21 protein-coding genes are annotated in these 23469 nt (G+C 61.6%); 7 read left to right on the forward strand and 14 right to left on the reverse strand.

Annotated features, from left to right (window positions below):
* Position 1: 1 nt before the first annotated feature.
* Both nagA and nagB read right to left on the reverse strand, forming a co-directional pair.
* On the reverse strand, positions 2-1147 hold the full coding sequence (gene nagA, locus AACW18_RS05000) for an N-acetylglucosamine-6-phosphate deacetylase (protein WP_218387987.1): 1146 nt from the start codon (positions 1145-1147) through the stop codon (positions 2-4).
* 9 nt (positions 1148-1156) lie between these two features.
* Positions 1157-1957 carry a glucosamine-6-phosphate deaminase gene (gene nagB / locus AACW18_RS05005; RefSeq protein WP_042651352.1) on the reverse strand — a complete coding sequence of 267 codons (801 nt, stop codon included), beginning with the start codon at positions 1955-1957 and terminating at the stop codon, positions 1157-1159.
* A gap of 272 nt (positions 1958-2229) precedes the next feature.
* Between nagB and nagE the strand changes: the two genes are divergently transcribed.
* Both nagE and AACW18_RS05015 read left to right on the forward strand, forming a co-directional pair.
* Positions 2230-3684, forward strand: coding sequence for an N-acetylglucosamine-specific PTS transporter subunit IIBC (gene nagE / locus AACW18_RS05010; protein ID WP_042651353.1), 1455 nt, complete (start codon positions 2230-2232; stop codon positions 3682-3684).
* A 121-nt stretch (positions 3685-3805) separates the two neighbouring features.
* Positions 3806-6469: a beta-N-acetylhexosaminidase gene (locus AACW18_RS05015; protein ID WP_218387988.1), complete on the forward strand. Its 2664-nt coding sequence runs from the start codon at positions 3806-3808 to the stop codon at positions 6467-6469.
* Between the two features lie 198 nt (positions 6470-6667).
* Here the strand turns inward: AACW18_RS05015 and AACW18_RS05020 are convergent, their stop codons facing one another.
* Genes AACW18_RS05020 through AACW18_RS05040 form a run of 5 tightly spaced genes read right to left on the reverse strand, consistent with a single transcriptional unit; the run spans position 6668 to position 12772 of the window.
* Positions 6668-7234: a nucleotidyltransferase family protein gene (locus tag AACW18_RS05020; RefSeq protein WP_218387989.1), complete on the reverse strand. Its 567-nt coding sequence runs from the start codon at positions 7232-7234 to the stop codon at positions 6668-6670.
* The gene (locus AACW18_RS05025; protein WP_218387990.1) at positions 7224-8207 is read right to left on the reverse strand and encodes an XdhC family protein; all 984 of its coding nucleotides are present in this window, start codon (positions 8205-8207) and stop codon (positions 7224-7226) included. Before AACW18_RS05025 ends, AACW18_RS05020 begins: the two co-directional genes overlap by 11 nt.
* Entirely contained in the window at positions 8200-9417 is a 1218-nt protein-coding gene (locus tag AACW18_RS05030; protein ID WP_218387991.1) for a cytochrome c, read from the reverse strand. The genes AACW18_RS05025 and AACW18_RS05030 overlap by 8 nt, the downstream gene beginning before the upstream one ends.
* Positions 9414-9944, reverse strand: a complete 531-nt coding sequence (locus AACW18_RS05035) for a (2Fe-2S)-binding protein (RefSeq protein WP_218387992.1) — start codon at positions 9942-9944, stop codon at positions 9414-9416. The genes AACW18_RS05030 and AACW18_RS05035 overlap by 4 nt, the downstream gene beginning before the upstream one ends.
* Positions 9941-12772, reverse strand: a complete 2832-nt coding sequence (locus AACW18_RS05040; RefSeq protein WP_218387993.1) for a xanthine dehydrogenase family protein molybdopterin-binding subunit — start codon at positions 12770-12772, stop codon at positions 9941-9943. The genes AACW18_RS05035 and AACW18_RS05040 overlap by 4 nt, the downstream gene beginning before the upstream one ends.
* 509 nt (positions 12773-13281) lie before the next feature.
* Here AACW18_RS05040 and glnS point away from each other — a divergent pair.
* Positions 13282-14943 (forward strand): glutamine--tRNA ligase, encoded by a 1662-nt coding sequence (glnS, locus tag AACW18_RS05045; protein WP_218387994.1) that lies wholly within the window; start codon positions 13282-13284, stop codon positions 14941-14943.
* 103 nt (positions 14944-15046) lie between these two features.
* Here the strand turns inward: glnS and fur are convergent, their stop codons facing one another.
* A complete protein-coding gene (fur, locus tag AACW18_RS05050) occupies positions 15047-15475 on the reverse strand; it encodes a ferric iron uptake transcriptional regulator (protein WP_042651361.1) in 429 nt (142 codons plus the stop codon).
* A 244-nt stretch (positions 15476-15719) separates the two neighbouring features.
* On the opposite strand from fur, the gene AACW18_RS05055 reads away from it, so the two are divergent.
* Positions 15720-16196: a DUF4442 domain-containing protein gene (locus AACW18_RS05055; protein ID WP_042651362.1), complete on the forward strand. Its 477-nt coding sequence runs from the start codon at positions 15720-15722 to the stop codon at positions 16194-16196.
* 70 nt (positions 16197-16266) lie between these two features.
* Here the strand turns inward: AACW18_RS05055 and fldA are convergent, their stop codons facing one another.
* From fldA to AACW18_RS05075, 4 genes are read right to left on the reverse strand one after another with little or no spacing between them, the layout of a single operon-like run.
* Entirely contained in the window at positions 16267-16791 is a 525-nt protein-coding gene (gene fldA, locus AACW18_RS05060; RefSeq protein ID WP_042651363.1) for a flavodoxin FldA, read from the reverse strand.
* Positions 16792-16830: 39 nt separating this feature from the next.
* Positions 16831-17127 carry a LexA regulated protein gene (gene ybfE / locus AACW18_RS05065; RefSeq protein WP_042651364.1) on the reverse strand — a complete coding sequence of 99 codons (297 nt, stop codon included), beginning with the start codon at positions 17125-17127 and terminating at the stop codon, positions 16831-16833.
* Between the two features lie 20 nt (positions 17128-17147).
* Positions 17148-17369: a DUF2788 domain-containing protein gene (locus tag AACW18_RS05070; protein ID WP_005325663.1), complete on the reverse strand. Its 222-nt coding sequence runs from the start codon at positions 17367-17369 to the stop codon at positions 17148-17150.
* Positions 17370-17424: 55 nt separating this feature from the next.
* Positions 17425-18189: an alpha/beta fold hydrolase gene (locus tag AACW18_RS05075; protein ID WP_218388352.1), complete on the reverse strand. Its 765-nt coding sequence runs from the start codon at positions 18187-18189 to the stop codon at positions 17425-17427.
* A gap of 290 nt (positions 18190-18479) precedes the next feature.
* Here AACW18_RS05075 and seqA point away from each other — a divergent pair, with 290 nt between their 5' ends.
* Positions 18480-18989, forward strand: a complete 510-nt coding sequence (seqA, locus tag AACW18_RS05080; RefSeq protein WP_218387995.1) for a replication initiation negative regulator SeqA — start codon at positions 18480-18482, stop codon at positions 18987-18989.
* A gap of 52 nt (positions 18990-19041) precedes the next feature.
* Positions 19042-20691 (forward strand): phosphoglucomutase (alpha-D-glucose-1,6-bisphosphate-dependent), encoded by a 1650-nt coding sequence (pgm, locus tag AACW18_RS05085; RefSeq protein ID WP_218387996.1) that lies wholly within the window; start codon positions 19042-19044, stop codon positions 20689-20691.
* Positions 20692-20788: 97 nt separating this feature from the next.
* On the opposite strand, the gene AACW18_RS05090 is transcribed toward pgm, so the two are convergent.
* Positions 20789-21670 (reverse strand): DMT family transporter, encoded by an 882-nt coding sequence (locus AACW18_RS05090; RefSeq protein WP_218387997.1) that lies wholly within the window; start codon positions 21668-21670, stop codon positions 20789-20791.
* 94 nt (positions 21671-21764) lie between these two features.
* Between AACW18_RS05090 and AACW18_RS05095 the strand changes: the two genes are divergently transcribed.
* Positions 21765-22247: a MarR family winged helix-turn-helix transcriptional regulator gene (locus AACW18_RS05095; RefSeq protein WP_042651368.1), complete on the forward strand. Its 483-nt coding sequence runs from the start codon at positions 21765-21767 to the stop codon at positions 22245-22247.
* A 45-nt stretch (positions 22248-22292) separates the two neighbouring features.
* Here AACW18_RS05095 and mltB read toward each other — a convergent pair whose 3' ends face one another.
* Positions 22293-23381 (reverse strand): lytic murein transglycosylase B, encoded by a 1089-nt coding sequence (gene mltB / locus AACW18_RS05100; RefSeq protein ID WP_218387998.1) that lies wholly within the window; start codon positions 23379-23381, stop codon positions 22293-22295.
* Positions 23382-23469: the final 88 nt, after the last annotated feature.

A 23469-nucleotide genomic window follows, 5' to 3' on the forward strand; every position in this document is an offset into this window, starting at 1 on the left:
GTCACTGTTGTGTGTAGTGTCCGTTAACCACGGTCCCGCAGACCGTGAAGGCCTGATCAAAGACGGTGAGGTTGGCAATTTTTCCGACCTGGATACTACCGAGACGTGAGTCCCATCCAATGGCGCGTGCGGGGTAAAGGGTGGCCATTCTCAGTGCTTCATCGAGCGGTAATCCGACCTGTTTGACCAGATTTTCCACCCCTTCGATCATGGTGAGGGCAGAACCGCCGAGTGTACCATTCTCATCGACGCACTGACCATCGCGGAAATAGACGGTTGCGCCACAAAAATCAAACTTCTCAAAGCCTTCCGGTGCACCCGCCGCCGCGGTGGCATCGGTGACCAGCACCAGCCGCTCGCCGAGGATCTTGTGGGCCAGACGCACTGTGGCCCAGTGCACGTGATGACCATCGACGATGATGCCGGCATGGACATCCTTGCGATCATAGATGGCACCGACCACCCCGGGTTCGCGCCCGTTCAGGGTGGGGGTCATGGCGTTGTAGAGGTGGGTGGCGAAGCGGATGCCGTTGTCGAACCCGGCCATGGCCTGCTCGTAGCTGGCGGCGGTGTGGCCGGCGGAGACCAGGATGCCAGCCTCGACCAGGCGACGGATGTGCTCCGGCTTGTTGCGCTCAGGTGCCAGGGTGATCTTGGCGATGGCGTCGCTGTTGTCACAGAAGAAGTCGATCATCTCGTCGGCCGGCTGGCGGATCTGATCGGCCGGGTGGATGCCCTTGCGCTTGAGGTTGGTGTAAGGCCCTTCCAGATGGACGCCGAGCACCTCGTTGGGGTGGGCGGCCATATGGTCGCGGGTGACCGCCACCGCCTGCTTCATATCCGCATCCGGACTGGTGATCAGGGTCGGCAGGAAGCTGGTGGTACCGGACTTCAGGTTGGCCGCCTGCATGATGGCCAGGGTCTCGGTGGTGATGTGGCCGTTGAACATGACGCCACCGCAGCCGTTGAGCTGGACGTCGATGAAGCCGGCGCTCAGGTTGGCGCCGTGCAGATCATGCTGAACTGCCTCCGCGGGCAGCTCTGCCCGGGGCACAATGGCGACAATCTTGTCGCCCTCGATCAGTACGCCGTGGCCGGTCAGCACGCAGCTGCCGGTATAGAGGGTGCAATTAGTCAGTGCGTACATGACGGCTCCTTACAGACGGTTGATGTTGGCGGCTTCCAGTTGTTGGAAGTAACGGACCGTCTTGACTTTCAGCTCCATGGTGGAGGGCTCGTCGCACACCATCATGCCCTTGGGGTGCAGTTGCAGGGTGGAGATGGTCCACATGTGGTTGACGCAACCTTCCACCGCGGCCTGCAGGGCCAGGGCCTTGCCGTGACCGGTCACCAGGATCATGATCTCTTCGGCATCCATCAGGGTGCCGACGCCCACGGTCAGCGCCAGCTTGGGCACCTGCTCCATGTCGCCACCGAAGAAGCGGGAGTTGGCGATGCGGGTGTCCTCGGTCAGGGTCTTGACCCGGGTGCGGGAGGAGAGGGAAGAGGCCGGTTCGTTGAACGCTATGTGGCCGTCATTGCCGACGCCGCCCATGAACAGGTTGATCTTGCCGTAGGACTTGATCTTGTCTTCATAACGCTTGCACTCGGCCACCAGATCCTCGGCATTGCCGTTGAGGATGTTGATGTTTTCCGGGCGGATATTCACGTGGTTGAAGAAGTTGTTGTACATGAAGCTGTGGTAGCTCTCCGGGTGCTCGGCCGGCAGACCCACGTACTCGTCCATGTTGAAGCTGACCACGTGCTCGAAGCTCACTTCGCCGGCTTGATGCAGTTCGATCAGGCGCTTGTAGGTCGTCAGCGGGGTGCCGCCGGTCGGCAGGCCCAGCACGAAGGGGCGATCGCTGGTCGGCTTGAACGCATTGATGCGGTCAACGATGTAACGGGCAGACCAGAGACCCACTTGGCTGGCGGACTTCAACGGGATCAGGCGCATTTTAGATACCTCTGTACGGGTTGCGGCCGGTCTATCGACGGCAAGGGATTTTAGATGGATTCAAGTTGTTTTATAGCGTAAATAAAGATTGCGAACTAAGCCACATCTATCCGTTACCTTTATCTCTGTTGAGTGATAATGATCACGAATGTTGGTTTATTAATTTGCGCAGCGAAATAAAACCCATAGACTGCCAATCAAGCCTTGATGGCTTATGCGTCGAACGTGATAAGCACTTAATTCTAGAAAAACATCAACTAAGGAGAGGAACCGTGAACATTCTCGGTTATTTACAAAAGATCGGCCGTGCCCTGATGGTGCCGGTAGCGGTATTGCCTGCCGCAGCGATCCTTATGGGGATTGGTTATTGGATTGACCCGAACGGTTGGGGCGGTGGCAGCCCGGTGGCTGCATTCCTGATCAAGGCGGGTGCCGCCATCATCGACAGCATGCCTGTGCTGTTCGCCGTGGGTGTTGCCTATGGCATGTCCAAGGATAAAGACGGCTCTGCCGCGCTGGCCGGTCTGGTCGGTTTCCTGGTGGTCACCACCTTGCTGAGCCCGGGCGCCGTTGCCCAGATCAAGGGTATCCCGGCCGATCAGGTTCCGGCTGCCTTTGCCAAGATCAGCAACCAGTTCGTCGGTATCCTCTGTGGTGTCATCGCCGCCGAGCTGTATAACCGCTTCAGCAGCGTCGAGCTGCACAAGGCGCTGGCCTTCTTCTCCGGTCGTCGTTTGGTGCCGATTGTGACCTCCGTCGTCATGATCGTGGTCTCCTTCATCCTGATGGCCGTCTGGCCGGTTATCTATGGTGGCCTGGTGCACTTCGGTGAATCCATCGTCAGCATGGGCTCCACCGGTGCCGGTATCTACGCCTTCTTCAACCGTCTGTTGATCCCGGTCGGTCTGCACCACGCCCTGAACTCCGTGTTCTGGTTTGACGTGGCAGGCATCAACGACATCCCGAACTTCCTGGGCGGTCAGAGCTCCATCGACGCCGGCAAGGCCGTGGTCGGTACCACTGGTATGTACCAGGCTGGCTTCTTCCCCATCATGATGTTCGGTCTGCCGGGCGCTGCGCTGGCCATCTACCACTCCGCCAAGAAAGAGCACAAAGAGAAAGTTGCATCCATCATGATCGCAGCCGCCTTTGCCGCCTTCTTCACCGGTGTGACCGAGCCGCTCGAGTTCTCCTTCATGTTCGTGGCGCCGGTGCTGTACGTCATCCACGCCCTGCTGACCGGTCTGTCCGTGTTCATCGCCTCCAGCATGCATTGGATCGCCGGTTTCGGCTTCAGTGCCGGCCTGGTGGATATGGTGCTCTCCAGCCGTAACCCGCTGGCTACCCAGTGGTACATGCTGCTGGTGCAGGGCCTAGTGTTCTTCGGCCTCTACTACGCCATCTTCCGTGCCGTCATCGTCAAGTTCAACCTGAAGACTCCGGGTCGTGAAGATGACGAAGCCGTGCCGGTACAGGCTCAGATTACCGACCGCACCGAGCTGGCTCGCCAGTATCTGGAAGTGCTGGGTGGTCAAGATAACCTGGTGACCATCGATGCCTGCATCACCCGTCTGCGTCTGACCCTGAAAGATCGCAGCATCGTGGATGAGCGCAAGCTGAAAGCCCTGGGCGCGGCCGGTGTGGTCAAGCTCGGTGAGCAGAACCTGCAGGTGATTCTGGGCCCCTTGGCCGAAATCATCGCCGGTGAGATGAAATCCCTGCGTTAATCGAGCGCAAGCTCACCTCAAGTCTAAGTCCATTGTTGACATAACTAAGGGCCCCGCTCAGGGGCCCCATATAAAAAAAGCCAAGAAAATCCAACCTTTACTTCAAATGAGAGCAGCAGTTATGAACTTGAAACATTCTCTGTTAGCCATTGCCATGTCTACCGTTTGTGCCGCTCAGGTACAGGCAGCCGATGCCGCCAAGCAAGCCGTGGTCGATTCACTCGCCAGCAACCTGGTCGTCAAGTATGAAGTGGTCACCAACGACGGTGCCAGTGCCGGTCTGGATTGTCAGGCGCTGGGTTCCGAGTGGGCGAGTTGTGGCGTTGCCAAGCTGCACCTGACCAACACCGGTGCGGACGTGACTTCCAAGGATTGGAACATCTACATCCACTCCATCCGCCGCATCCAGCGGGTGGACAACGACCAGTTCACCATCACCCACCTGACCGGCGACCTCTATCGCATGACGCCGACCGACAAGTTCCAGGGCTTTGCCAAGGATGCTGCGGTCGAAGTGCCGCTGGTGGTGGAGTACTGGGTGCTGTTTGAAAGCGACATCATGCCGAACTGGTACGTCGCCACCGAGGGCGCCGAGCCCAAGGTGATCGCCAGCATGACCAACATCGAAGATGCCACCAGCTACGAGAAGCCGATGCCGGCCGACGGCTGGAAGCGCACCAAGGATGACAAGAACATCCTGATGAACAGCGAGACCCGTTTCGCTGCCAATCAGGCCAGCACGCTGCTGCCGGCCAGCAAGATCGACGACCAGATCATGCCGACCCCGCTCAAGCAGGTGGTGAAGGCGGGTCCGCAGGTCGATCTCTCCAGCATCAAACTCAACGCGCTGGATCTGCCGACCGACCGTGCCGAAGCCATCAAGGCGTCACTGACCAAGCTGGGTGTTACCCTCTCCGACACCGGCTACCCAGTGACCATCAAGCTCGGCAGCAAGGTCAAGCAGGCCGAAGGCTATGACATGAACATCGGCTCGCAGGGCGCGCTGATCCAGGGCCACGACATCGACGGCGCTTTCTGGGGCGCGCAATCCCTGATCTCCCTGCTGGGGGTCAACGACAAGCTGATCAGCCAGATGGCGGTCGAGGATGCCCCGCGCTTCGAATACCGCGGCATGCAGACCGACGTGGCCCGCCACTTCCGTGGCCCGGAAACCCTGCGCAAGCTGATCGACCAGATGTCGTCCAAGAAGCTCAACACCCTGCACCTGGGCCTGACCAACGATGAAGGCTGGCGCATCGAGATCCCGGGCCTGCCGGAGCTGACCGACGTCGGCAGCGAACGTTGCCACGATCTGTCCGAAACCAAGTGCATCCTGCCACAGCTGGGTTCAGGCCCGACCAGCGACAACATGGGTAGCGGTTTCTACACCAAGTCCGACTATATCGACCTGGTCCGTTACGCCAAGGCGCGTGGTGTGACCGTGATCCCCGAGGTCAACATGCCGGCGCATGCCCGTGCCGCCGTGGTCTCCATGGAGGCGCGTTACAAGCGGCTGATGGCCGAGGGTAAAGAGCAGGAGGCGAACCAGTACCGTCTGCTCGATCCGGCCGACACCTCCAACATCACCTCGGTCCAGTTCTACGACAAGATGTCCTTCATCAACCCTTGCCAGCCGGGCTCTTCCGCCTTCGTGGCCAAGGTCATGGATGAAGTCGGCGCCATGCACAAGGCCGCCGGCCAGCCGCTGACCGTCTGGCACTACGGTGGTGACGAGGCGAAGAACATCATGATCCGCGATGGTTACCAGGATCCGGCCGTCACCAAGAAAGAAGATCTGGTGGCCTGGAAGGGCAACACCGACTGGAGCAAGCAGGACAAGCCGTTCGGCAAGTCCCCGCTGTGCCAGAAGATGATCGACGAGGGCAAGATCAAGAGCGTAGACGAACTGATGGTCTACTACGCGAAGGAAGTTGCCAAGATGGTCAAGGCGGATGGCTACTCCACCCTGATGGCGTGGGAAGATGGCCTGAAGTACGCCGACGGCGCCAAGGATTTCGCCACCGACAAGACCCAGGTCAACTTCTGGGAAACCCTCTACTGGGGCGGCTTCAACAACGCGATGGCGTGGGCGCACAAGGGTTATGACGTGGTGCTGTCCAACCCGGATTACCTCTACCTGGACTTCCCGAACGAGGTGCATCCGGCCGAGCGTGGCTACTACTGGGCGACTCGCTTCACCGACACCCGCAAGTTGTTCAACTTCGCCCCGGAAAACCTGCCGCAGAACGCCGAGACCTCGGTTGACCGCGACGGCAATGCCTTCGTGGCCAAGGGTGACCAGGATCCCGTCAAGTTCAAGGGCATGTCCGGTCAGCAGTGGGGTGAAACCGTGCGTACCGATGCCCAGTACGAGTACATGGTCTACCCGCGGATCTTCTCAGTGGCCGAGCGTGCCTGGCACAAGGGTGGCTTCGAGCTGGATTATGTGAAGGGTCGCGAGTTCTCCGGCGAGACCAAGCATGTCAACAAGGCCACTCTGGACAAGGAGTGGAACCAGTTCGCCAACCTGCTGGGTCAGCGTGAGCTGGCGAAACTGGAAGCCTACGGCGTCGAGTATCGCCTCTCGGTACCGGGTGCCAAGGTCGTCGACGGCAAGCTGGAAGCGAACGTGGATCTGCCGGGTCTGCCCATCCAGTACAGCCTGGATGGCAAGAGCTGGAGCGCCTATGACGCCGCGGCCAAGCCGAGCGTGAACGGCAAGGTCTACCTGCGTACCACCAGCTTCGATGGCAAGCGCACCAGCCGCGTCACCGAACTGAACTGATAGCTGTCAACCGCTAACACCAGGCGGGTCGCAAGACCCGCCTTTCCCAAGGCCGATATGTCATCGGTTTTGGGAAAGGTTGACTGTGCGTGTGAGCCTTTGTTGTGTGTGTGTATTGTCTGTTTTTCATCACTTGTGACCCCGCCTGGTGCGGGGCTTTTTTTGCCCGCGTTTTGCCGGCGTCGTCGTCGGGGTAGATCAGAGAGGGTCTTCGGGCCGGTCGATATCCTGCACGCAGCCGGGATCATCCAGCGTCAGGTAGATCAGGCGGTCGGCGTGGCGATCGAGCACCGGCTTGGCGCCTTGCTCACCAGAGAGGCGGGCCAGCTCGGGCAGCAGATCGGCGGGAAAGCTGACGGGATGCCCCTGCTGGCCCTGGTAGAGGGGCCGCACCAGCGAGTGACCCTGCTGGGCAGCCTGCAAGGCCAGCAGACTGGTACGGGAGAGATGGGGCATATCGGCCAGCGCCACCAGCAGACTCTGGATGGGCCAATCCTGGGCGAGCAGGGTGCGGACGCCGTGGGCCAGGCTGTCACCCATGCCGCCATCTGCCGGCACCTGGGTGATCAGGGCACCCGTCGGCGCCAGCAGCTGGCGTAATGCCTCGTCTCGCTGCCTGAGCACCACCAGCACGCGGTCATGGCAGAGGAGCAGGGTGGCGAGGGTGCGCAGGATCAGGGGCGGGGAGCCTGCGAGGCGCTTGTCGCTGCCGTAGCGACGGGAGAAGCCGGCGGCCAGCAGCAGGGCTATCCGCTCAGGCCGCATCTTGGCGAAGCCTCAGGCGAATGCCATGACGGGCGGCGATCACCTCGGCCAGGGTGGCGATGGCGATCTCGATCGGGGCCTTGCTGCCGATCGGCAGCCCGATAGGCGCATGGATCCTGTCGAGCCGCTCCCGGCTGATCTCGCCGATGCGCTGCAATCGCTCCAGGCGGCGCTCGCTGGTGCGCACCGAGCCCATGGCGCCCAGATAGAAGGCCTCTGATTCCAGTGCCGCCATCAAGCCGGCATCGTCGATCCTGGGATCGTGGGCCAGGGCGAGCACGGCGCTCCGGGCCGTGACATGACGCTCGACGAAACGCTCGGGGTCACACCACTCCACCGCTATGCCGCCCTGCTCCGGCCCCCAGTGCCAGTCGGGGCGATATGCCTCGCGGGTGTCGCACAGCAGCACCTCGAAGCCAGCGGCCTGTCCCAGTCTGGCCACCTGCTCGCTCACCTGACTGATCCCCAGCAGCAGCAGGCGCCAGCGCTGGGCATAGCTCAGCCGCACCCGGCCTGGCTCCTCTTGCTCGCCCTGCATCTCGTCGGCCAGATAGGAGCGCCCCCCCTGATCAAGCCGCACCTCCCGCACGAAGGGGAGGGCACCTTGCAGCCTGCTCAGCCACTCGTTCAGATCCGCGACGGCCTCGTCCCCTGAGAGGCGTTCGACCAACAGCCGGATGCGGCCGCCGCACGGCAGCTCGAACTCGCTGCCATCGGGGGCCAGATGGGATCCATAGTCCAGCAGGCTCAGGGGCGAGTCATACTCCCCCCTGGCCAACATGGCGACGAAGGCATCCTCGATGCAGCCGCCGGAGATGGAGCCGCTGCGGCGGCTGCCGTCGGTGGCGAACAGGGCCCCTTGCGGGCGGGGAGCCGAGCCGTAGGTCGCCACTATGCTGCACAGCCAGATAGATTTTCCTTGAGCGAGCCAGGCGAGGCTCTGACGCAGCACCTCCAGCTGACCGCTACTCATCGTGCGCCTCGACGATCTCCTTCTTGAGCGCCTCGATGTCGCTTGCACTCAGGGTGGAGGGCTGATGGGCCCAGGTCTGGCGCAGGAAGTTGACCAGATCCGCCAGTTGCTGCTCGTTGAGCTCCTTGGCGTAGCTTGGCATGGGGGCGAAGCGCTCGGTCTGGCTGTAGCTCTGGGCCGGGATCCCGCGCAGCAGCACCGCCAGGGTGTTGGTCGGGGTCGCCTGATCCAGGGTGGCGTTGGTGTACATGGATGGCGTCACGTTCGGCTTGCCCTGACCCTCCTGGCCGTGACAACCGGCGCAGTAGTCCCGGTAGAGCCCATAGCCGGGGTGCGCCCTATCCAGGGTGACTTGCTTGGGCTCCGGCACCGGCAGCGGGGTGTCGCTGCCGAGCAGGTAGCTGGTGACGGCGTGCATGTCTTCGTCGGTCAGGTAGGCGAAGCTCTTCTCGACCACGGGGTACATGCCGGCGAAGACGCCGCCCTTGACCGAGTAGCCCTTGCGCAGCAGCCGGGTCAGGGAGTCATGGGTCCAGCCCTGGCGCCTGAGCTCGGTGGCGGTGATCTCCGGGGCCATCACCCCCTCGATCATGGCCCCTTTCAGGTAGCCGGAGTCGTCCATCGCCATGAAGGTATCCCGCGGCGTGTGGCATTCGCCACAGTGCCCCAGCCCATCCACCAGGTAGCGGCCACGATTCCAGTTGCTGCTCTTGGCCGGATCCGACTGGAAGGCGCTGTCCTCATGGGCCACCAGGTTCCAGAACACCAGGCCGGTGCGCACGTTGAAGGGGAAGCCGACCTCGTTGTCACGGTTCGGGGTGGCGGCCGGTTTGGTCTGCATGAAGTAGGCGTAGAGCGCCTTCATGTCCTCATCCGTGACCAGGTGGTAGGAGGTATAAGGCATGGCGGGATAGAGGCGTCCCTTGGGGGCGCTGCCGTTGTGCATCACCTCATAAAAATCCTGATAGCTGTAGCTGCCTATCCCCTGGGCCTTGTCGGAGCTGATGTTGGTGGAGTAGATGACGCCGAAAGGCGTCTTGAACGCCAGTCCACCGGCATACTTCTGGCCACCTTCGGCGGTGTGGCAGGCGGCGCAGTCGCCGACCTTGGACAGGTATTCTCCCTGTGCCACCTGCGGATCCTGGGCGTCGGCCGCAGACACTGTGCCTGTGCCGAGCAAGAGTGCGAATGCGAGTCCGGAGAGCATCATGTGCGTACTACCCCCTCCGAGATCAACATGGCCTTGACCCCCTCGTAATACTTCTTGTAACCGGTGCAGCGGCAGACGTGATCTTTAAGCGCACCCTCTATGGTGGATTCGAGGTCGGCCATGGCCACCGGCTGCTTGCGCAGCCGCTCCAGCAGCACTGTGGTCTCGTTGACGAAGCCGGAGGTACACCAGCCGCACTGGAAGGAGAAGTGATCGAGGAAGGTCTTCTGCACCGGGCTCAGGGCGATGATCTTGCCCAAGTTGTTACGCTTGGCGTGGCCTTCCACCGTGCGTATGCGCTGGCCATTGAAGCGGCCAACCCCGTTGACGCAGGTGCGCACGCTCTCGCTGCTGCCATCCGCCCCGTCGACGACTATGGTGCAGGCATGACAGACGCCGATGCCACAGCCGAACTTGGTGCCGGTCAGGTTCACATACTCGTGCAGGAAGTCGATCATCATGGTGTTGTCATCCACTTCGAGCGGGCCAATGAGACGGTCGTTGATGGTCATGTTTACGGTGATCATTGGATGGCCTTCTGAATGTCGGTTGCAGTCACGGGAAGATGATAGAAGCGGGTGCCGGTCGCCTGATAGATGGCTTCGACCAGGGCGGCGACCACGGGGATCATCACCACTTCGCCAATGCCCTTGGTGGCATCGGTCGGCGAGAGGGGTTCCAGCAGGGTGTGGGTCAGGTTCCAGACTGGCAGCTGGTGCGCCAGGGGCACCTGATAGCGGTTCAGGTTCCAGGTGCCGTTGCCCGGCCCTTCCTGGCCTGACGGCAGATATTCATAGAGGGCATGACCGACGCCCATGGCCAGGCCGCCCTGGATCTGGCCTTCCACCAGTTCGGGGACTATGACCCGACCGGCGTCCAGCCAGCTGTGGGCGGACAGTATGTGCACCTTGCCCGAGCCCTTCTCCAGCGCGATCTCGACCAGGGTGGCGCAGGGGGCGTAGTAGGTCACCATGGCGTTGTTCAGGTTGGTACTGGGGTAGTGGGCCTGGGTGCGATCGAGCAGCTGGTAGCCGTTGGCATCGGCCTGTGCGCGCTGCGCGTTGCTGGCGCCGTCACCGTAGCGCAACGCCAGCGCATCTATGGGCAGGCGCTGGCTCTGACCCTCGATGGTGAAGTCGCACTCGGCCCAGGCCCAGCGATTGAAGCTGTGCACCATGGCACCGGTGATGAGGCCGTTGGCGTGGGCATGAGCCGCCAGCAGGGAGAGCGGCAACGGCGGCATGCCACGGGTCGTCAACCCCGCTGGGGTCCAGCTCGCCTCGCTGGCGGGGCCCAGGTCCAGACCGGCCTGACCGACGAAGAACTGCTTGCGCCAGATGGCGGCCGCCGCCGGCCAGAGCGTCTGCTCGAACAGGATGCGGGCCGCCGCCACAGTGGCGTGACTCTGGAAGTAGGAGGAGATGGAGGCCGAGGAGGCCTGCGGAATGGCCAGCGTCCAGCGCGGGTTCTTCTGCATCTCGTCCTGGCGTTCCTGGGAGATGGTGTAGGGGTTATCGGTCTCGACCAGCTTGAAGCTCTCCCAGAGCGCGATTTCGGCGAGATCTATGGTGTCGGCCGGTTGGCCGAAGTAGCGACTGACGATCTCGGCCTGGGAGGTCTGGATCCCGGTGCCCATCTCCATGCCACTGATCTTGAGGAGGATTTCCCCCTTGCTTGTCAGCTCGACGCAGGCGGAGGGGGCCACGGCGCCGGTGCCATAGTCCTTGGTGGTGATGCTGAAACCCGTGCCGTGCAGGCGGTCCGGGTGCTGGGTCTCGTAAGCCTGCTTCCTGGCCTGACGCTGGGCCCAGATCTCGTGCCGCTCGGCCATCGCCAGGATCTCGGGGTAACGGTTGTTGCCCTGGGGAATGGCGCCCTGGGTATTGGGCTGGCCGGGCTTGATCAGGTTGCGGCGCCGCAGCGCCAGCGGATCCATCTTCAGCAGCGCGGCGGCCTCGTTGATCATCATCTCCATGGCCGCCATGGTTTGCAGGGAGCCGTAGCCGCGCATGGAGCCGCAATCTGGATTTTCGGACGGCAGGGCGACCGCCGTGATGTCGTTCTTGGGCAGGTAGTAGACGCCCTGGATGGCGCTGGCGCCGACGCTGGCCACCGAGCCGGTGAAGTTCAGGCGACCGCCACCGTCAACCGTCATGGAGGAGATCAGGGCGCGGAACTGGCCGCTCTGTTTGTCGAGCACCAGCTTGTTGTGCATGTTGAACGGATGACGCTTGAGGCCACCCTGGAACTGTTCGAAACGATCGTTGGCCAGGCGCACCGGGCCGTCACCATAAATGGTCGCGAGCAGGCCATAGAAGGGGAATATGGTGTGATCCTTGGCCCCGAAGCCACCGCCGATGAAGGGGGAGTGCACCACCAGCTTGTCGACCTTGCCTGCCAGCGGCCCCTTGGCCAGCATCTCGGCAGCCTGGTAGTAGAAGTCGTGAGGGGACTGGGTGCTTATCACCAGGTGCATGGTGCGCGCCTTGGCGTCGAACCAGCCGTTGAAGTTTTCCGGCTCCATCATCATGGGTTCGATGAACTGGGTCTGATAGCTGCGATCCAGCACCAGGGCGTCCTCGGCCTCCAGCTCCTTGTGCACCAGCTCGGCCTGATACATCCCCTGTTCACCCGCGTTGCCATCGGCTTTGGCCGTCGGCCACACCGGCTGGTGGCTGACGATGGCCGGGAAGAAGAGCCCGTTCTTCAAGGTACTGTACTGGTCGCTCATGCCGAGCTTGCCCTCGATCCGGATGATGCGCCAGCAGGCCCAGGGATCGCGGGTGGTGGCGACCAGCGGCATTACCTCACCGTAACGGATCACCTTGTCGTTGAATTGCAGGATCTGCTTGGCCCGGTTGAAGGTGGCGAAGTCCTGGAAGATCAGCATGGCGGCCGCATGACCCAGATAATCCGGGGTGGCCCCTTCGCTCACCATCATGTTGATGCCGTAGAAGGAGGGCAGCTCGACGCCGTCGCGCACCAGATCGGCGGCGGTGACGACCCGAACCGGTTGGGCATTGGCAGGCAGCATGGAAAGATCCAGCCCCAGATAGACGCGATCCGCCTTGTCGACCCGGATCAGCAGCGCATGTTGTTGCTGGGACGGCCAGCCGGCCAGATCCTGAGCGCGATAGTCCCGGCTGTAGATCTTCTGACCGGTCACCTTGGCCAGGCCGTCGCTGCGGAACTTGACCTTGCCGCCCTGCTTCCATTGGCCGAGCAACTCGGGATCGAAGATCTCGTCTTCCATACCGGACAGCGAGAGGTTGGCGAGGAGGGGGGCGCTGTAGACGGCGATGCCGGCGATGACGCACTGCTTGATGAATTCACGTCTTGATAAGGGATAGGACATGGTTCAGCTACCTGTGTGAGGATGAGGCGAGCGGATCGGGGGAGCGAGGAGGGACAGGTGCTGTCGGTCATCTTCCTTGATGTCGCTGCAGAAAATGATAAATAGAATACTAAGGATTGAGTGGTTTGGAAAATTAATTGTTGCATCTTATGTTGAGTTGATGCGATTTGTCAGAATAATAAGCTGACTTATGTGGTGTTTGATTTGTATTTTTGAGCTTTTGTATTGGAACTGTCGTGATAAAAGTATTTTGTGTGTACTCACAATAGACCATTTAATTCTAGACCCATATGAATTGATCTATTTTAGGATCTACCCGGATGAGACTAAGCCGCGCGAGGTTTCGCGGGGAAGCTTGTCGGCCCCAGCACAAATGGGGCCTGGTGGCGCGGCCCACTTGCCGTGGCGGCAAATTCCTGTTGAGCCTCATGGATGAATAGTGGATCATTGACGGTTTCTAAGCGGGGGCGCGCGGTTGCCCCACGAGCTGAGACATTCGAGGTGAATTCATGACCGAGGCGAGCAGCCCAACCAACTTTATCCGTCAGATCATCGATGAAGATCTGGCCAGCGGTAAGCACAAGAGCGTGCATACCCGTTTCCCACCCGAGCCGAACGGTTATCTGCATATCGGCCACGCCAAGTCCATCTGCCTGAACTTCGGCATCGCCCGCGACTACCAGGGCCAGTGCAACCTGCGCTTCGATGACACCAACCCGGCGAAGGAAGACATCGAGTTCGTGGAGTCCATCAAGCAGGACGTGCAGTGGCTCGGCTTCCAGTGGAGCGGCGAGATCTGCTACTCCTCCGACTATTTCGACAAGCTGCACGGCTACGCCATCGAGCTCATCGAGAAGGGTCTTGCCTATGTGGACGAGCTCTCCCCCGAGCAGATGCGCGAGTACCGTGGCACCCTGACCGAAGCCGGCAAGAACAGCCCGTTCCGCGATCGCAGCGTCGAAGAGAACCTGGCGCTGTTTGCCAAGATGAAGAACGGCGAGATGGCCGAGGGCAGCGCCTGCCTGCGCGCCAAGATCGACATGGCTTCACCTTTCATGGTGATGCGCGATCCCGTCATCTATCGCATCAAGTTTGCCCACCACCACCAGACCGGTGACCAGTGGTGCATCTATCCGATGTACGACTTCACCCACTGCATCTCGGACGCCCTGGAGGGGATCACCCACTCCCTGTGCACCCTGGAGTTCCAGGACAACCGCCGTCTGTACGACTGGGTGCTGGACAACATCAGCATCGACTGCCACCCCCGTCAGTACGAGTTCTCCCGCCTGAACCTCGAATACACCGTCATGTCCAAGCGCAAGCTGAACCTGCTGGTGACCGAGGGGCACGTCAGCGGTTGGGACGATCCGCGCATGCTGACCGTCTCCGGTCTGCGCCGCCGTGGCTACACCCCGGCCTCCATCCGCGAGTTCTGCAAGCGCATCGGCGTGACCAAGCAGGACAACATCGTCGAGATGAGCATGCTGGAAGCCTGTATCCGCGACGATCTCAACGAGAACGCCCCGCGTGCCATGGCCGTGCTGCACCCGCTCAAGGTAGTCATCGAGAACCTGGCGGGCGACGAGGTGCTGACCGCACCGGCGCACCCGAACAACGCCGAGATGGGCAGCCGCACGCTTCCCTTCAGCCGCGAGATCTTCATCGACGAGGCGGACTTCAAGGAAGAGGCGAACAAGCAGTTCAAGCGCCTGGTGCTGGGCAAGGAAGTGCGCCTGCGCAACTCCTATGTCATCAAGGCCGAGCGGGTCGAGAAGGATGCGGAAGGCAAGGTGACTTGCGTCTACTGTTCCTACGATCCCGAGACCCTGGGCAAGGATCCGGCCGATGGCCGCAAGGTGAAGGGGGTGATCCACTGGGTCAGCGCCACTCACTCCCTGCCGGCCGAGATCCGTCTCTACGATCGTCTGTTCAAGATGCCGAATCCCGCTGCCGAGGATGACTTCGAGGCGGCGCTCAACCCGGATTCGCTGGTGATCATCGCCGGTGCCCGGGTCGAGGCCTCCCTCAAGGATGCCAAGCCGGAGTTTGCCTACCAGTTCGAGCGTGAAGGCTACTTCTGTGCCGACAACAAGCTCTCCAGCCCGGAGCACCTGGTGTTCAACCGCACCGTTGCCCTGCGCGACGTCTGGGGCAAGACCGAAGGCTGATGCGAGAAGGGCAGGGGAGATCCTGCCCATCGCCCGCCCCTTGCGGACACAAAAAAGCCAGCATCATGCTGGCTTTTTCATTGCTGCGCGCGGGCCGACGGCGTTATTCGTCGTGCTTGCAGTCGCCGTTCGCGCAGTGGCCATAGAGATAGAGGCTATGGTTGGTCAGGCGGATGTTGTGCACCTTGGCGATGTCGCGCTGACGCTGCTCGATCACCTCGTCGGAGAACTCGATCACCTTGCCACAATCGAGGCAGACCAGGTGGTCATGATGCTCCTGGGTAGCCAGCTCGAACACCGACTTGCCGCCTTCGAAGTGGTGACGGGTGACGATACCTGCATCATCAAACTGGTTGAGAACGCGATAGACGGTAGCGAGACCAATCTCCTCACCCTGATCGATCAGCCGTTTATACAGATCTTCCGCACTGGTGTGCTGGCAGTCCGGCTGTTGCAGGATTTCCAGGATTTTGACGCGGGGCAAGGTGATCTTGAGCCCGGCCTTTTTTAACGCTTGGTTGTTGTCTGCCATATTCTATTAATTCGCATTCTCGAAGGTGTGGTTATTCTGATTGACTGCCGAAGGAATGGCAACCACGAACTCGTATGGCCTGTCATTATAGGTCGTAGCCAAGTTAAAAATAAACCCAGCAATTCAAGGGCTTTAGCATGTTCAGCCCCCTTGGAGGATAAATATACCCCGCAGTGGCTAGGCTTGCTCCGCCCGGAAATGTTGATACTATGTAATTTCTCTATTGTCTGGTCGGATGAGATCCATGGATTGGCTTTTTGGCAACGCGGCCTGGGTGCGCCACGCCCTCAACGCCTGGCCTCCCTTCTGGGGAGCCGGCATCAACATCGAAACCCTGAGCCCCGATTTTCGCTTCTGTCGGGTCACCCTGAAATCCCGCTGGTGGAACAAGAATGCCAACCGGACCCAGTTCGGCGGCAGCATGTTCGCCATGACGGACCCCATCTATCCGCTGATGCTGATGGGCCATTTCAAGAACCGCTATTACGTCTGGGACAAGGCGGGCAGCATCAACTACATCAAGCCGGGCAAGGGGATGCTGGTGGCGGAGTTCACCCTGACCGACGCCAAGCTGGCGTCGATCGTGGCGGCCACCGAGCGCGGAGACAAGCACTTCCCCGAGTTTGAGGTAACAGTGCAGGACAAGGGGGGCGAGCTGGTGGCCCAGGTCAAGCGCACCCTCTACGTGCGCGCCAGACCGGAACACAGAGCGACCGAGTAGGCCACCTGCTGAGGCGAGAGTCAGAAACAACAAGGGCCCCAGCGGGGCCCTTGTTGTCAGAGGAGGTGGATCACTCCAGCTCGCTCAGGCACATCTCTTCGTGCAACTGCTTGCACCAGCCCTTGACGCGCTCGGCGGTCAGCTCCGGCTGGCGATCCTCGTCGATACCCAGACCGACGAAGTGCTTGTCATCGACCAGGGCCTTGGAGGCTTCGAACTCGTAGCTCGCGGTCGGCCAGTTGCCGATGATGATGGCGCCTTTGGCCTCGACGATGTCGCGCAGGGTGCCCATGGCATCGAGGAAGTACTCGGCATAGTCTTCCTGATCGCCGCATCCGAAGATGGCGACCAGCTTGTTGGTGAAGTCGATCTCTTCCAGCTCGGGGAAGAAGTCATCCCAATCGGCTTGGGCTTCGCCGTAGTACCAAGTCGGGATACCGAACATCAGCAGATCGAAGCTGTCGATGTCGGCCTTGCTGCTCTTGGCAATGTCACGGACTTCAATCAGTTGTTTGCCCAGTTCTTTCTGGATCATCTTGGCGACAGCTTCGGTATTACCGGTATCGCTGCCGAAAAACAGACCTACACTAGCCATAGTGTTTAGTTACCCGTATTTGGTGTTAATGCTTAACGGTCAGATTGCGATGCCTGCTGCAAAAGCAGACTCAATCTGTTGCTTCAGGATAGATTGGATCAGCTCGGCTCGGCTGACGTTCTGTTGTAACGCAAGTTGGTTCAGGCGCTCCAGCAACTCGGCCTCCACCTTTAACTCTACCCGTTTCAGGCCGTTCTCCCGATCGCGCTTGAGCTGATTGCGCTTGTTGATCTTGAGTTGGGTCTCACGGGGGAGTGGATTGGTCTTTGGCCTGCCGGGGCGCTTCTCAGTTGCGAACAGATCCAGTGTTGTTCGATCAGTTTGCTGTTTGGCCATACATCACAGATGAAAAGTAGTTAGCCGATCCCTGAGCCTTCCCAGCCCATTTCGATCAGCCCCTTGGCGACAAAACCCGCGCAACCCAGAAACAGAACCAGCCAGACGATGAGACGACCGAAGCGGGGCACGTTGCCGCGTTTGAGCACGTCGTGAATGGCCAGACCAATCAGCAGGAAGATGGCCACGAAGAACAGCTTCAGGCCCAGACTCTCGATCAGATCGATATGTTCACTCAGCATGGATTGCGCGCACTCCTTATGACGGGCGCACTATATCACAAAGGATTTGAAACTGTTAACCGCCTGTCGACAGGAAATCCACAACCAATTTGTTGAACAACACCGGCTTTTCGGCGTGCAGCCAGTGACCGGTTCCGGCGATGACGCGGGCCTTGGCGGCCGGGAATTGTGCCATCACAGTCTCGGTATATTGGGGCTGCACATAGTCGGAATCGCCCCCCTTGATGAACAGGGTCGGCCCCTCGAAGCGGGTCTGGTCGTCGGGCCAGCCCATGATGTTGGCGTAGTTGCGCTCCAGCGCCGGCACATTGAAGCGCCAGCCCCAACCGGACTCCCCCTTGGCGAAGGACTTGAGCAGGAACTGACGCACGCCGGGGATCTCGATGTACTGGGCCAGCAGGGCCTCGGCCTCGGCACGGCTCTGAGGCGGATTGGCCAGTGTGGCGTTGAGCCCGGCGAACACATTCTGGTGACGGGCATGGGGGTAGGCCACCGGGGCTATGTCGGCCACCACCAGCCGGCCGACCCGCGCGGGGGCCTGCTTGGCGACCTGCATGGCGACCTTGCCGCCCATGGAGTGACCGACTATCGCCACCTGATCCAGCGCCAGATGATCCAGCAGGGCGATCACATCCGCCGCCTGCTGCGGGTAGCTCATCTCGTCCGAGTGAAAGGAGGCGCCATGATTGCGCAGATCCAGGCTGATGACCCTGTATTGCTCACTGAGCGGACGGGCCAGCAGGCCGAGGTTGTCCAGGCTGCCGAACAGGCCGTGGATCAGGACGACGGCAGGGCCCTGGCCCTGTTCCTTGAAATGCAAAAGCTGATTGTGTTGCAAAATAACACCTTATCGGTCGTGGGCTGTTTCGCCAGATTCTTAACGCACTGAAAGAAAAGGATTTCATTCTCTTGGGCTGGTCTCTCTTGTGGTTTTTTTCCAAAAAGACGACCCCGGGATCCCTTATCAGTGCGGGGGATCACACACTTGGACCCGCATTATGCCGTATTCTCGATGAGATTCATGCACATCTGCCAGCCACTCCCTTGGGCTGCCGGGTTTGCCTATGTATAATCGCCGCATCCGAATTTCGACGAGTCCAGCGCATCCCTATGAAAACCATCGAGCTTGATGACGATCTCTACTTCTATATCGCCAGCCAGACCCGGCACATCGGCGAGAGTGCCTCCGATATCCTGCGCCGTCTGCTGGAACAGCCCTCCCACATTGCCGTGCCTGTGGTCGAGCCCGTGGCGGCCCCCCAGCCGCGTGTGGTCGCCGATGCCGTGGGGTTGCAGGCCCTGCTCGACTCGGGTGAGCTGCAAAGAGAAGAGAAGTCCATCAACCGCTTCATGCTGGTGCTGAGTAGCCTCTACCGGGACAACCCGGAGAGTTTCACTCAGGCGACCGAGATCAAGGGGCGCAAGCGCGTCTATTTCTCGCGGGACCCCGAGGCGCTGCGTGCCAGTGGCAGCACCACCAAGCCCAAGCAGGTGCCGGATACCCCGTTCTGGGTGATCACCAACACCAACACCAGTCGCAAGCAGAACATGGTGGCCCAGCTGATGACCAGCATGGGTTACGATGAAGTCTTGACCGCTCAGGTGTGCGGCACCGTTTAACGCATCAAAGACTCAGGCCTTGCCGGGCAAGGCCTCATGCAAGGAAAACGCCATGGCACAGCATCCCCACGCCGGTCAGCCGGCCCGTCTCAGCGACTTGACCAACATTCCCCGTCTGGTCAGCGCTTACTACCTCAACAAGCCGGACATGAGCCGCCCCGAGCAGCGGGTGGCCTTCGGCACCTCCGGCCACCGCGGCAGCGCCCTGCACAACGCCTTCACCGAATCCCACATCCTGGCGGTGACCCAGGCGCTGGTGGAGTATCGCCAGCAGGCCGGCATCACGGGCCCGCTGTTTGTCGGCATGGATACCCACGCCCTCTCTGAATCTGCCTTCGCCAGCGCGGTCGAAGTGCTGGCGGCCAACGGCGTCGAGACCCGCATCCAGACCGGCCTCGGTTTCACACCGACCCCGGTCATCTCCCACGCCATTTTGCGCCACAACGCCAGCAAGCCGGCGGCCCTGGCCGATGGGGTGGTGATCACCCCGTCCCACAACCCGCCGGAAGACGGTGGCTTCAAGTACAACCCGCCCCACGGCGGCCCCGCCGAAGGGGAGATCACCAAGTGGGTGGAGGACAGGGCCAACGCCATCCTGGAGGCGAACCTCGCCGGGGTGAAACGGATGCCGTTCGCCGAGGCCCTCAAGAGCGCCCTGGTGGTCGAGCACGACTACGTCACCCCCTATGTGGACGATCTGGAAAATGTGCTGGATCTGGCGGCCATCAAGCGGGCCGGCATCAAGATCGGGGTCGATCCCCTGGGTGGCTCCGGCGTGGCCTATTGGGACGTGATCGCCAAGCGCTATGAGCTCGACATCGAGGTAGTCAACTATCGCGTCGATCCCACCTTCTCCTTCATGACCCTGGACAAGGACGGCAAGATCCGGATGGATTGCTCAAGCCCCTTCGCCATGGCCGGCCTCATCGCCCTGAAAGACAAGTTCGACATCGCGCTCGGAAACGACCCTGACTACGATCGCCACGGCATCGTCACCAAGTCCGGTCTGATGAACCCGAACCACTACCTGGCGGTGGCCATCCAGTACCTGTTCACCCACAGAACCGGCTGGCCCAAAACGGCCGCGGTCGGCAAGACGCTGGTCTCCTCCTCGATGATCGATCGGGTGGCGGGCGAGATTGGCCGCACCCTGAAAGAGGTGCCGGTCGGCTTCAAGTGGTTCGTCGATGGCCTCTACAGCGGCGAGTTCGGCTTCGGCGGCGAGGAGAGCGCGGGTGCCTCCTTCCTGCGCAAGGACGGCAGCGTCTGGACCACCGACAAGGACGGTTTCATCCTGGCCCTGCTGGCCGCCGAGATCCTGGCCGTGACCGGCAAGGATCCCCAGGCCCACTACGACGCCCTGGAGGCCAAGTTCGGCCGCTCCAGCTACCGTCGCATCGATGCCCCGGCCAACAGCGCGCAAAAAGCGGTGCTCTCCAAGCTGGATCCGGCATTGGTTGAAGCCTCCACCCTGGCCGGTGACCCCATCCTCGCCAAGCTGACCCGCGCGCCCGGCAACGACGCCGCCATCGGTGGCCTCAAGGTGGTGACCGAGCACGGCTGGTTCGCGGCGCGCCCCTCCGGCACCGAGTCCATCTACAAGATCTACATGGAGAGCTTCAAGGGCGAGGCACACCTGGATCTGATCCAGCAGGAGGCCCAGCTGATCGTCTCCGCCGCCCTGGCCAAGGCCGGCGTCTGACCTAGCGGATCGCCAGATCCTGAATAAAAAGAGGAGCCCTGGTGGCTCCTCTTTTTTTATGCATCCTGTTGGCTATTCAAGCCATTCGTCTCGCGGGTCAGTCATTGCTGGCCTTGCCGGTGCTCGCCTTGCGGACTTGCCAGCGTTTGAAGAAGGAGCGCGTCGGCAGCTTCATCAGGAACAGGGAGAGCAGGATCACCCCGATGCCGAGCCACTGACGCCCGTCCAGGGTCTCACCCACCATCAGCACCCCCAGCGACACCGCCACCATGGGATTGGTGAGGGCCAGCATGCCCATCACCTCGGGGCCATGGCGCTTGAGGCCCCACAGCCAGGCCCAGTAGGCCAGCGCCGTGTTGAGCAGGATCAGCCAGGCAAAGGCGGGGGCACTCGCCAGCCGGGGTATCGGCATGGGGCCCGCCAGCCACCAGGCCAGCGGGATCAGCATCAGCCCCCCCAGCAGCAGCTGCCAGGCGGTGAGGGCCAGCAGATCGCTCACCGGCCAGCGCTGCATCCAGCGGCTGGACTGGCCGATGAGCAGGGTGGCGAGCAGGGCGCAGCCCACGCCGATGGGATCCAGATTGGCGGAGGGGTTGAGCAGCAGGAGCACTCCCGCCAGCCCCATCAGCCCCAGCAGCAGCCATTTCAGGCTCGGCCGTTTGCCATCCTGCAACCAGGCCAGCCCCATCAGGATCAGCGGCAGGGTCGCGCCCAGGGTACCCGCCACGGCGCCCGGCAGGCGGAAGGCGGCCACGAACAGCAGGGCGAAGAAGGCGGTGATGTTGCAAAACGCCAGCAGGAACTGCCTGCTCCAGATCAGCGGCGGTCGGCGGGGATGCAGCACCAGCAGCAGCAGGCCGGCGGGCAAGGCGCGCCACACCGCCACCCAGTAGGGGGAGTAGTCGGTCAGGTAGAGGCTGACCAGGGCATAGGTGCTGCCCCAGAGCAGGGGGGCGAGCAGGGCAATCAGCAGTGGCATGGCTATCTCATGGACAAGTATCTTCAAGTAAAGATAAATTAGCCGCGAGTTGGTTTATTATCAAGTATCTTTACGAAAAGATAATGGAGTCTGGATGGACAGTGATCATGTAGACCTGCTGCTGGCGCAGTGGGCCCGGCAGAGACCGGATCTCGACTGCTCGCCCATGGGCGTGCTGGGGCGAGTGGCGCGCATGGCGGCGATCGCCGGGCGCGAGGTGAATGAGGAGCTCAAGGAGTGCGGCCTGCTGGGCTCCGACTTCGACATCCTGGCGACCCTGCGCCGCGCCGGCGAGCCGCTCACGCCGACCCAGCTCTACCAGTCCGCCATGCTGACCTCGGGGGCCATGACGGCCCGGCTCGACAAGCTGGCCGAGCGGGGCCTGATCGAGCGACAGGCGGCCCCGAGCGACAGGCGCAGCCTGCTGGTCTGCCTGACGGCGGACGGGCATGAGCTGATCGACAGGGCGGTGGAGCGGCACGTGGCGAACGAGCGCCGCCTGCTGGCCCCGTTGACGGACCAGCAGCAGGCGCAGCTGGCCGGCTTGCTCAAGCGCTGGTTGCTGGAAAACGAATGACAAAACGGGCCCAGCGGGCCCGTTTTGGTTGGCGAGTGAAGGGTCTCAGAAACCCCTGGCATCCCTGACCGCCAGACCCAGCTGCCACACCGCCATGGCGTAGTGGGTGCTGTGGTTGTAGCGGGTGATGGCGTAGAAGTTCGGCAGACCGTACCAGTACTGATAACCGGTGCCCACATCCAGGCGCAGCAGGCTCGCCTCGTTGTGATTGCCGAGGGAGCCGGTGGGGACCAGCCCGGCCCCGCGCAGGGAGGAGACGGGGTAGCGAGTCTGGAAGCCGTGCTCATAGCCGGGCAGCTGGCCCTGGCCGCGCACCGCCACCGGTTGTCCCTTCTCCCAGCCATGGGCCTTGAAGTAGTTGGCCACGCTGCCGATGGCATCCACCGGATCCCACAGGTTGGTATGGCCATTGCCGTCGAAGTCCACCGCATAGCTGCGGAAGCTGGACGGCATGAACTGGCCATAGCCCATGGCGCCGGCATAGGAGCCCTGGGGCTCTGCGGGATCCATGCCTTCATCCCGGGTCATCACCAGGAAGGCTTCCAGCTCGCCGGTGAAGAATTCGGCCCGGCGCGGATAGTCGAAGGCCAGGGTCGCCAGCGCATCCAGGATGCGGGTCTTGCCCATCACCCGGCCCCAGCGGGTCTCCACCCCTATGATGCCGACGATGATCTCGGGTGGCACGCCGTAGATCTGCTGCGCCCGGTTGAGCTCGCTCTCGTATTCACGCCAGAAGCTGACGCCGTTTTGCACGTTGTCCGGGGTGATGAACTTGGCGCGATAGCGGTTCCAGGCACCGGTCGGGCCGGTCGGCGGCGTGGTGGTGGGGGCCTGGGCGTCCATCAGCTTGATGATCCAGTCGTAGCGCTGGGCCTGGGCCAGCACCTGATGCAGTTGCGCACTGTCGAAACCGTGCTTCTGCACCATGCGCTGCACGAATCTGTCCACATTGGGGCGATTGGCGAAGTCGCCCTTGCTAACCCCTTGGCTGTAAAGGGGTTTGCTCGGTGGTGTCTGGTTGATGAAGGCGCTCTTTGGCTGTGGCTTGACCACGGGCTTTGGGGCCGGTGTGCTGCTGCAGCCATAAAGCAGGGGGAAGGCGGATAGGGTGAGGACACAGACAAGGCGACGCATAAGGTTCTCGAAGGCCTGAATAAGGAGTGTCGTCATGGTAAGACATTGGCGCCGGTGCGCAAGTGCTCAGTGCATGGCGGGGGGCGCT

The organism is Aeromonas sp. sia0103 (genome assembly GCF_963895295.1).
Classification (GTDB): domain Bacteria; phylum Pseudomonadota; class Gammaproteobacteria; order Enterobacterales; family Aeromonadaceae; genus Aeromonas; species Aeromonas encheleia.

Excerpts from the sequence above, each read along its gene's own strand:
- AACW18_RS05070 (WP_005325663.1), bottom strand. The coding sequence starts at position 17,369 with ATGCTGAGTGAACATATCGATCTGATCGAGAGTCTGGGCCTGAAGCTG.
- ybfE (WP_042651364.1), bottom strand. The coding sequence starts at position 17,127 with ATGGCCAAACAGCAAACTGATCGAACAACACTGGATCTGTTCGCAACT.
- AACW18_RS05025 (WP_218387990.1), bottom strand. The coding sequence starts at position 8,207 with ATGAGTAGCGGTCAGCTGGAGGTGCTGCGTCAGAGCCTCGCCTGGCTC.
- AACW18_RS05020 (WP_218387989.1), bottom strand. The coding sequence starts at position 7,234 with ATGCGGCCTGAGCGGATAGCCCTGCTGCTGGCCGCCGGCTTCTCCCGT.
- pgm (WP_218387996.1), top strand. The coding sequence starts at position 19,042 with ATGGCACAGCATCCCCACGCCGGTCAGCCGGCCCGTCTCAGCGACTTG.
- AACW18_RS05055 (WP_042651362.1), top strand. The coding sequence starts at position 15,720 with ATGGATTGGCTTTTTGGCAACGCGGCCTGGGTGCGCCACGCCCTCAAC.
- AACW18_RS05090 (WP_218387997.1), bottom strand. The coding sequence starts at position 21,670 with ATGCCACTGCTGATTGCCCTGCTCGCCCCCCTGCTCTGGGGCAGCACC.
- AACW18_RS05035 (WP_218387992.1), bottom strand. The coding sequence starts at position 9,944 with ATGATCACCGTAAACATGACCATCAACGACCGTCTCATTGGCCCGCTC.
- seqA (WP_218387995.1), top strand. The coding sequence starts at position 18,480 with ATGAAAACCATCGAGCTTGATGACGATCTCTACTTCTATATCGCCAGC.
- glnS (WP_218387994.1), top strand. The coding sequence starts at position 13,282 with ATGACCGAGGCGAGCAGCCCAACCAACTTTATCCGTCAGATCATCGAT.
- fur (WP_042651361.1), bottom strand. The coding sequence starts at position 15,475 with ATGGCAGACAACAACCAAGCGTTAAAAAAGGCCGGGCTCAAGATCACC.
- AACW18_RS05015 (WP_218387988.1), top strand. The coding sequence starts at position 3,806 with ATGAACTTGAAACATTCTCTGTTAGCCATTGCCATGTCTACCGTTTGT.
- nagB (WP_042651352.1), bottom strand. The coding sequence starts at position 1,957 with ATGCGCCTGATCCCGTTGAAGTCCGCCAGCCAAGTGGGTCTCTGGTCT.
- AACW18_RS05030 (WP_218387991.1), bottom strand. The coding sequence starts at position 9,417 with ATGATGCTCTCCGGACTCGCATTCGCACTCTTGCTCGGCACAGGCACA.
- nagA (WP_218387987.1), bottom strand. The coding sequence starts at position 1,147 with ATGTACGCACTGACTAATTGCACCCTCTATACCGGCAGCTGCGTGCTG.
- AACW18_RS05095 (WP_042651368.1), top strand. The coding sequence starts at position 21,765 with ATGGACAGTGATCATGTAGACCTGCTGCTGGCGCAGTGGGCCCGGCAG.
- AACW18_RS05040 (WP_218387993.1), bottom strand. The coding sequence starts at position 12,772 with ATGTCCTATCCCTTATCAAGACGTGAATTCATCAAGCAGTGCGTCATC.
- fldA (WP_042651363.1), bottom strand. The coding sequence starts at position 16,791 with ATGGCTAGTGTAGGTCTGTTTTTCGGCAGCGATACCGGTAATACCGAA.
- mltB (WP_218387998.1), bottom strand. The coding sequence starts at position 23,381 with ATGCGTCGCCTTGTCTGTGTCCTCACCCTATCCGCCTTCCCCCTGCTT.